We start from the raw sequence: 5658 nt of genomic DNA on the forward strand, positions 1-5658 counted from the left end.
CGCATCCGTTGCCGCAGCTTTGTATTGAGCTACAAAAGTTCCACCTGTGGTAAAGGTATCTGGCAAGACTGGATCCCAACCAGCTTGAACATAACCTTCTGCTGGTTCGATCGTTGGAACAGTAACTTCACTTGCTGGCGTGCCTTCGCGAACATCAAAGATGTAGCTTGCACCATCAACAAATTTACCATTTGCGCCAGCATCAAACGTTACTCTGACATAACCTTCTGGGGTCGGGGCATCCGGATCATTGGTCCGATCAATGATCTTATCTAGCACAGTTACCTTAACTGTACCCTTATCTGTTGAACCATCTGGATAGGTCACTGTTACTGGAATATCAAAGACACCTGGCGTATTACCATCTGGGAGCTCAACGCCTGGATCGACTGTCACTTTTGGTTGTTCACCGTCAGTTGGGAAGCCAGGAACAATAACAGCTCCGATCACATCTTCTGCAGTCGTTTTTTCACCAGCTGGTTTTTCGATCGGATTGTAGACCGGTTCATACTTATCAGCATCATTTGCTGCCGTCCGATATTGAGCCATAAAAGTCCCATTTGTGGTAAACGTTTCTGGTAAGGCTGGGCTCCAAGCTTCAGCACCATCTTTTTGAACGAACCCTTCGTTAGCAATGATCGTTGGGATCTGAACTTCACCGACGCTTGTCCCTTCTTTGACATCAAAGATATAGCTTGCACCGTCAGCAAATTTACCATCAGTTCCTGCATCAAATGTTACTCTGACATAACCTTCTGGGGTCGGAGCATTTGGATCATTGGTCCGATCAATAATCTTATCCATTACGATAACTTTGACTGTCGTAGTCGACGTTGTACCATCTGGGAAGGTCACTGTTACTGGAATATCAAATTCACCAGCTTCGGTACCATTTGGCAATTTAGATGGATCATCCACTGTGATCGTTGGTTGTGGAGTTTGATCTGCTGGATAACTTGTGATCACAGCTCCGATCACTTCATCAGCCGTGGTTGGATCGCCAAAGGCTTTATTGATGGTACCACCTTCAACAACATATTGAACATTGTCTTTGATCTTGTATTGAGCCACATAATTAGCTGCATCCGTAACATTCTCTGCTAATTCTGGGCTCCAGCCAGTATGCAAGTAATCAGCTGCTGGCGTTACTGTTGGAACTGGTACTTCTGTCATTGCCGTTCCAACTTTAACATCAAACATCGTCTTAGCATCAGCTGCAAAAGTACCATTTGCCCCCTGATCAAAGGTCACACGAACATAGCCTTCTGGGGTCGGTTGCGTTGGATCAGTGATCGGGATCACGTTACCTACTACGACTTTGACACTTGTCTTGTCCGTGGTACCATCTGGATAGGTCACCGTTACCGGAACATCATAAACTCCAGCTGTATTGCCATCTGGGAGACCAGCTGGGTCGTCCACTGTGATCGTTGCCCCTGCTGGAGTTGCGATCGGATCAGTCTTACCAGCCTCAGTAAATGTCACTTTGCCGATCACTTCTTCAGCAGTGGTTGGACTACCAAGTTCTTTATCTAATTGGCCACCAGTCACATCATAATCATCAGCGATCGGTGTCTTGATCGTTACTTTGACCGTAACTTCATCAGTCGAACCATCTGGATACGTCACAACCACTGGGATATCAAAGTCGCCCGCAGTTTGTCCATCTGGTAAAGTCGTACCTTCTTTGATCGCCATTGTTGGTCGTTCATTTAGCGTATCTGGATAGTTGGTCGTTACCTTACCCAAGATCTCTTCTGGCGTTGGCGCTTGACCAAAGTCTTTAGTCAGTTCGCCACCAGTAGCTTCAAAGGTCGTAGCTGCATCATTTGCTACGTTGACGGTGACATAAACAAAGTCCTTGGAACCATCTGGATACGTCACTTGAACTGGGGTGACATATGTGCCTTTACCTGTCAAAGCAGTACCCTTAACTGTAACTGCACCTGTAGCTTCATCGATCGTAACATCGGCCGGATCAAGCACTTTGGCATCGGCTGGAACAGTTGCTTTGATATCAGCTGGGATATCCGCATCAGCAGCTGGTGTAAACTTCGTACCTGTTGGCGCTGTTGTAGCTTGACCTGTCGCATCGGTAAATGTCGGTGTCACTGGGGTCGTATCTTGACCGATCGTACCAGCTACTTCTTTATATGCTGGAACATAAGAATCAGTCACAGGTACGCCTGCAATAAAGGAATCTAAGGCTAAAGCATTGTCTAAACTCTTAGTATTTTCACCTTGTTCAAAGACTGCGACCGTAAAGTTGGTATCGCCTGTGATATCATCAGGTACCGTAAAGAGATCTGGCTTGTAAGTCCCATCTATACTAGCAGTGATCGTTTGGACTGACCCATAGGCGACCCCATCTTTGAACCATTGAACTTGATACTCATGGGCAGGGAATAAACCGCCTACAGTCGACTCAACTTTGTCACCTGCAAAGGCATGGTTATTTCCGGTATCATAATTTAAAATGTCGATCATTGGTTGTGGAGTCAATAAAGCAAAGTTGACCGAACCATAGTTTGAAGTCGTTCCCACTGAAGTCAAGAAACTATTTGCATTTTGGAACATATTGTTAGTAAAGGCATCATTCCAAATATTGTAGTTATCGATCAATGGCATAACATACATATACTTCGCATTGATATGGCGCAAAGGCCCCAGCCCAGTTCCATTCCAAAGCGTGATATTACTGTTATTGAGATCTGCATCAGAAACCAAGGTATGCCACTTATCGGCACTAACTGCAAGACCTTTTGTCGTTGGACTAGCACCATACAAACCTCTAAATGGAATATAGTATTTACCTTCAGCGTTAGCAGTGCCAACAACAGATTCAGCAATATGCGAACCTACGCCATGTTCTTCTTGGTATTTAGCAATGATCTCAGCTTGCGCAGCTTTCATATCATCAAGTGAATACCCTTTATGAGCAGCAGCCCATTCATCGATCAAAATGGTCACTTCATCATTCAAGTATGAGGCAACAACTTTAGTCCCCGTTGCTTTGACGTCATTACGATCATTGATCCATTGGTTAGCTAAACCCCCAGCTCCATCACCATTTTCATACCAGACCCAACCGGTAACTGCCCCGGATAGACCACGATCTGCCCAGATGCCATCTATATTAGGTGACTTTTCCCATTGATCTTCCGGCTTAACGAGCCAATCTTCTAAGCCCATCTTTTCTTGGAAGATGACCATTGAGTTAACGATCCGATTGATCCCAGCGGTGAAGTCCCAAGATTCATTCTTACGGTTCAAACGTGTATGGAAACCATAGATCTTATCCCCCGCTTGAACAATACTATATTTTTCAGGATCTGGATTTTGGACCCATGTTCTGATCGCAAATTTTCCATCACCTGCAAGTACGAATTTACTTTGTTCTAGTCCATTTGGATCAGAAAGATCGATCGCAAAGGTCCCATCAGCATTAGTCGTGGTGTAGTAAACTTTAGAAACATAGCCATTACCATTTACCCACTGCAAATAAACCTTGACACCCGCCATTGGGGTCGAATCCTTACCCATACCATCTAAACCGCCACGGCTCGTATCCAACCAAGCTTTACCAGAATAGGTTTGCTTAGCAGTTGGATCACCGGGACTATAGATCGCATTTTTTTCTAACTCTTCTTGCAATGCATCTGAAACACTTGGCCCATCAGCCTGTGCGCTTGGTTGGTCACCTTCACCATTTGCGCCTGCAGCACGTAACATTGATGCTTCTGCCGAAGCTTTTTCAGTTGTTGGTTGCACTTCAGGTTGTGGTGTTTCAGCTGTGGTCGTTTCACTCGGTCGCGCTTCCGTTTCAGCTGGTGTTTCTGTTGTTTGTGTCGTTTCAGTCACTTCTGGTGTCGTTTCAGGAGTAGCTGCTACTTCTGGTGTTTCAGATACAGTTGTGCTATCATTGGTTGTGGTAGTGTCTTCTGAAGTTGGCGCTTCAGTCGTCTCATTACTATCTGTCATTGGAGTTTTAGCTTGAGGTGTTTCATTGGTAGTGGCATCCTCAACTGAAGCTCCATTTTCATTATTTGCCCCTTCGGTAGCAACTGATGTATCACCTGGATCTTCGGCCGAGGTTTCGACCATTTCAGTTCCAGGCTCGTTATTTGTCTGGTCCGCCAAAACGCTATTAGTTCGATGAACTGCAAACGTCGTCCCGATCAAAACAGAAGCTACCCCAACACTAAACTTTTTGATCGTAAAGCGTTGATGTTTTGGTTCCATCTTTTGAGATTGTTGCTTCCTATTGTTTTTTGAGAGCATATAAAAACCTCCATTTCTATTTGACCATTTACAAAAATGCTAAATCTTTGCAAACATTTACATTCCGCAACATAATATTAACTTTTTATATAAAAAAACTCAAATGATATTACTCAGATGTTTAAAATCTTAAGCTTTAAAACCCTTTAAAACCAAGGGTTTATTACAAAAACCGAATGATAGCATTACGTTTTTTATAATATAAAAAATTAGATAATGATAAAAAGATCATTCAACAATAAGTCCTTTAATATTTTAAAAGTTGAATTTACTAATACTATCAATAAATAAAGTAATTTGCCCCTAATAAAACAATATGTTATAATCTCGACGTTAGTGTTATTTACAGTAGCTGCTTTAGCTACAACTTCGCTTGGTTGTGCTTGGGTTTGCGCATTTTCCACAGAAGTTCTTGAACACTATCCTCTACGGCAGTCGGATCGACGAGTATTTGCGGTACTCGATCTATTCCTGACTGCTTTTTTGTATACCAAAAAAGGCCTCCACCCAATTTTGATTTGGGAGGAGGCCTCAAACTATTTATTTAGATAAATAATTACCTAATTAGTTTTTGCGTTTCTTCTTGTCAGCTACTACGCCTAGGCCAAAGAGTCCTGCAAGAGCTGTCATGAGCACACCTGCAACTGAAGCAGCTTGTGTATCTGCATCACCTGTTTGTGGTAACTCTTGTTGTTGCTTGTTTTCAGCTGGTTTAGAAACGTTTGTTGGTTTTGGTTGAGCTACTGTTTCTTCCTTAGCTCCGGCAACATCTTTTTTATCGCCGTTTGAAGCCTTAGCTTTAACTACGACTTCAACTTCAACGATATCAAATGATCCGTCTGGATAAGTTACCTTGACTAAACCATTGACTGTCCCTGGGTTCGCAGTATTTGGTGCTACGATCCATTCGACCATTGTGCCTTCTGGAAGTTCATCTAAGTTAGTGATCGTATCTTTAGCATCTGGTACTTGACCTTCAACGACCTCAATTGGTTTAGTTGTTGGTTCGTACTTATCTGCATCTGTGCGATCATCAACTACATTGACAACGACCTTGATTTCTTCACGTGAGCCATCTGGGTAGATCACCACGATCGTACCTTCTTTTTCACCTGGTGTTGTTGTGTCGATCGGTTCTTTCCATTCGAACTCTGTACCTTCTGGAAGGTCTTCTTTGTTCTTGATACCATCAGCTGGATCTGGTTCTTGACCAGGTGTCACATTGACATCTTGGCCAATTGGTTCGTACTTGTCTGCGTCTGTGCGGTCATCCGTTACGGTTACCGTTACTTTCACTTCATCAGTCGAACCATCTGGGTAGGTCACCACTACTGTCGCATCTTTTGTACCTTCTGTCGTTGTATCGACTGGATCTTT

At 43.5% G+C, this 5658-nt stretch carries 2 protein-coding genes; both read right to left on the bottom strand.

All coding sequences use genetic code 11. The features are described 5' to 3' along the window. On the bottom strand, positions 1 to 4281 hold a 4281-nt coding region (locus LMU01S_RS09360; protein WP_061773577.1), incomplete at its 3' end, for a Rib/alpha-like domain-containing protein. Between the two features lie 564 nt (positions 4282 to 4845). Beyond that, on the bottom strand, positions 4846 to 5658 hold an 813-nt coding region (locus tag LMU01S_RS09365; protein ID WP_156470411.1), incomplete at its 5' end, for a Rib/alpha-like domain-containing protein.

It is taken from the genome of Ligilactobacillus murinus DSM 20452 = NBRC 14221, assembly GCF_001591685.1.
GTDB lineage: Bacteria > Bacillota > Bacilli > Lactobacillales > Lactobacillaceae > Ligilactobacillus > Ligilactobacillus murinus.